The organism is Deltaproteobacteria bacterium (genome assembly GCA_030654105.1).
GTDB lineage: Bacteria > Desulfobacterota > SM23-61 > SM23-61 > SM23-61 > JAHJQK01.
In genome coordinates this window covers 1-3022 of the sequence record JAURYC010000280.1, presented here as the reverse complement: position 1 = coordinate 3022, position 3022 = coordinate 1, and the positions used below count along the sequence as shown (strand labels likewise).

At 52.6% G+C, this 3022-nt stretch carries 5 protein-coding genes; 2 read left to right on the top strand and 3 right to left on the bottom strand.

Going from position 1 to position 3022, the window contains the following annotated elements; translation table 11 throughout:
* From chrA to Q7V48_12130, 3 genes are all read right to left on the bottom strand, one after another.
* The coding region (gene chrA / locus Q7V48_12140; GenBank protein ID MDO9211476.1) for a chromate efflux transporter at positions 1-816 on the bottom strand (816 nt) is incomplete at its 3' end.
* Between the two features lie 108 nt (positions 817-924).
* Positions 925-1068 carry a hypothetical protein gene (locus Q7V48_12135; protein MDO9211475.1) on the bottom strand — a complete coding sequence of 48 codons (144 nt, stop codon included), beginning with the start codon at positions 1066-1068 and terminating at the stop codon, positions 925-927.
* Positions 1068-1463 carry a helix-turn-helix transcriptional regulator gene (locus tag Q7V48_12130; GenBank protein MDO9211474.1) on the bottom strand — a complete coding sequence of 132 codons (396 nt, stop codon included), beginning with the start codon at positions 1461-1463 and terminating at the stop codon, positions 1068-1070. The genes Q7V48_12135 and Q7V48_12130 overlap by 1 nt, the downstream gene beginning before the upstream one ends.
* 206 nt (positions 1464-1669) lie before the next feature.
* Between Q7V48_12130 and Q7V48_12125 the strand changes: the two genes are divergently transcribed.
* Positions 1670-2002, top strand: coding sequence for a winged helix-turn-helix domain-containing protein (locus Q7V48_12125; protein MDO9211473.1), 333 nt, complete (start codon positions 1670-1672; stop codon positions 2000-2002).
* Between the two features lie 123 nt (positions 2003-2125).
* Positions 2126-3022, top strand: an 897-nt coding sequence (locus Q7V48_12120; GenBank protein MDO9211472.1) for a putative sulfate/molybdate transporter, incomplete at its 3' end; no start/stop codon positions are given.

Below are 3022 nucleotides of genomic sequence, written 5' to 3'. Positions count from 1 at the left end.
CGGGGTTACCTGGCCCATGGCAATCCCGTCCAGGAACTCCTTGGTGGTGACCCACTGAAACTTGTCGACCACCTCGTATTGAATCAACGGGATAATCGTAAACCCCCCGCCGAAGGCCAAGGCCCCCGTCTTGGACAGGGTCAGGGAAAGGGAAAAGAGTTCAGCATTCAGGAAATAACAAGTCACAAAAATAGCGACAATCAGCGCGGCCAGCACCCCAAGAAAAAGATAATCGCCCTTTACTGGCGGAGTTGATCTTGGGCCTGCAGGAGAGGAGGGAGGGGTAGGTTTGCCCACCGCCGGCCGGAGGAGAAGGGCTGCTCCTGCCGCCAGGATAAAAACCAAAACCGTGCTCAGGCGAAAAAGGAAGCCCAAAAAGGAAAAGGCCGCGATCAAGACTCCTTTCCAATCTTTGAAGATGGGTTTTCCAAAATTGATGAGAGCATTGAGGACGATGGCCATCACAATGGCCCCCAGCCCCTTAAACAGGGCCTGGATGAACCAGAGGTTCCCCAGCCCGAAATAAAGGGTGGAGAGGATCAAAAGAAGGAAAAAGGCGGGGAGGACAAAGGCAAACGCGCAGGTGAGCGCCCCCCAAATTCCCCGGAGGCGGTACCCGATGTAAGTCGAGAGCTGGACAAAGGTGGCTCCCGGGATTAGCTGGCAGAGGGCCAGGCCCTGCATGAATTCCGGCTCCTTCATCCAGCCCCATTCCTTGACGATGGTCTTTTTCATCTGACCGGCGATGGCCGGGCCGCCATAGGCCGTGGCTCCGATTATGAAGAAACGTTTAAAAAGAAGGTTCAAGGGAAGCATGCGCATGCTCTTGAATTTGGCGGGTTCGTTGACGGCAGGGAACCGGATTTTCTATGTTTATCCAAACCCATTTACGAAAGAACTGCAGGGGCAATTCATGAATTGCCCCTACTTCTTCTCCTCTTTAACCAGACAGGGGTGATCGCCGGTTATCCCATGGCATTCCTTGATTTGCTCAGGGGTACATTCTTCTGGTTTCCCTTTTAATTCATCGGGACATTGACAGCCAGAATTTTTTTCTGCGCAGCACATTATTTTTTCCCTCCTTTTGCTGGAGTCGATTGGCGGAACAGGCTTAAAAATTTTTCCAGACTTTTCAGATTTCTCTCCATGAAAGGGATCCAGTTCCGGAGCAGCTCTTCCCCTTCCCGGGTGAGGCGGTAATAACGCCGGGCAGGGCCGGTTCCGGAAGTGTCCCAGGTGGAGGACACATAGCCTTCCTCTTCCAATTTCCTTAAATGCCGGTAGATCATTCCCGGGTCGGCTGGACCGTCGAGAAATCCGAACTCGAGGATTTTTTCCAGAAGTTCGTACCCATAAGAGGGGTGATTGCGCAAAGCCAGGAGAAGACAGGGTTGAATAAACCGTTCAGTCTTCCCTCCGGGGCAGTTGCAATCGGTCCCGCCGCAATCTCTTTTCCGGCACATCCCTGCATCCTCTATAGATTTTAAACATATATAAGGCGAAGGCCTGTTCTGGGTCAAGAGAATTATTTCCCCCGACCCGCCCCACGGTTTTAATCGTTCACCTTTATCTTCTTCCCTTGCCAACCCCAGGCCTTATCTTTTTCTTGACAATTCTTACCGATCGGTTTATAAGAACATATCGTTTATTTTTTAGATCAGGAGGCGATATGGAAATTAAATACAAGATGTGGCTGGAAAAAGACGGTGAAGTGATCGCCGGAAACGGCAAGGTCGGTCTCCTGAAAATGATCGATGAGCTGGGATCGATCCAGAAGGCCGCAGAAAAGTACGGAATGTCCTACCGCCACGCCTGGGGGATCATTCAGAAGATGGAAAAGCGCTCCGGAATCAAGTTGGTGGAAACCCAGGTGGGTGGAAAAGAGGGAGGAGGTGCCCAAGTGACCTCTCAGGGAAAACGACTCTTAAATCAGTATGATGCTTTTCGAAAAGGTTTAGACCAATCTGTGGCGAGTAAGTTTAAAGGCGCTTTTAAAAAATAAAGAGAGCGTTCACCTTCCAGGGACCCGCGACCATGTAGGGGCGGGGTCACCCCGCCCCTACGGCGGATCGCTGAATGCAGAGAGCTATTCACTATGCGAATATTAGGAAACGAATATAATCGAATGGAATTGGCCGGGGCCTTCGGGGACCTGGGTACCTTTATACCCTTTGTGGCCGCTTACATCACCTTGAACAAGATGGACCCCTTGGGCATCTTAGTGGCTTTCGGGGTTTTCAAAATTTTCGTGGGGCAGTACTTCAAAACTCCCTTCCCCGTCCAGCCCATGAAGGCCATTGGCGGTATGGCTATTGCCCATCCGGGAAGTATCACTCAAGGAATGATCTGGGGGTCCGGGATATTTACCGCCGTTTTCTGGCTGGTAATGGGGTTCACCGGGGCAGTCTCCTGGCTGCACAAAATTACAGCCAAACCCATTATCCGCGGCATCATGCTGGGTCTGGGGCTCTCCTTCGTCCTGGAAGGCATCGGGATGATGAAAGGACAACCGGTTGTGGCCGTGATCGCTCTGGCTGGGACTTTCTTTTTACTCTCCAGGGAGAGGATTCCGGCCATGCTCATCCTGCTGGCCTTTGGAATGGGTGTCGCCCTGATTTCCAGCCCCTCCCTCTGGAATGAGCTTACCCAAATCTCTGCCCGTTTGAGAATTCCGGAGGTTTACCTGGGCAAGATCACTTGGCAGGATCTGGTCGCTGGGACGTTGATTCTGGGGTTACCCCAGGCTCCTCTCACTTTGGGAAACGCCATCATCGGGACAGCGGAGGAAAATAATGAACTATTTCCGGATCGGCCGGCGAAGGTGAAAACGATTGCCGTGGATCATGGATTCATGAACCTTTTCAGCGCGGCCATCGGGGGAATTCCTTTGTGCCATGGAGCGGGGGGCATGGCCGGCCACGTCCGCTTCGGAGCGCGCACGGGTGGGGCGCTGGTCATCATGGGCGTGATCGTTCTGGTCCTCGGCCTCTTTTTCAGCGATTCCGTGGCCACCATCTTTAAG

Excerpts from the sequence above, each read along its gene's own strand:
- Q7V48_12135 (MDO9211475.1), bottom strand. The coding sequence starts at position 1,068 with ATGTGCTGCGCAGAAAAAAATTCTGGCTGTCAATGTCCCGATGAATTA.
- Q7V48_12130 (MDO9211474.1), bottom strand. The coding sequence starts at position 1,463 with ATGTGCCGGAAAAGAGATTGCGGCGGGACCGATTGCAACTGCCCCGGA.
- Q7V48_12125 (MDO9211473.1), top strand. The coding sequence starts at position 1,670 with ATGGAAATTAAATACAAGATGTGGCTGGAAAAAGACGGTGAAGTGATC.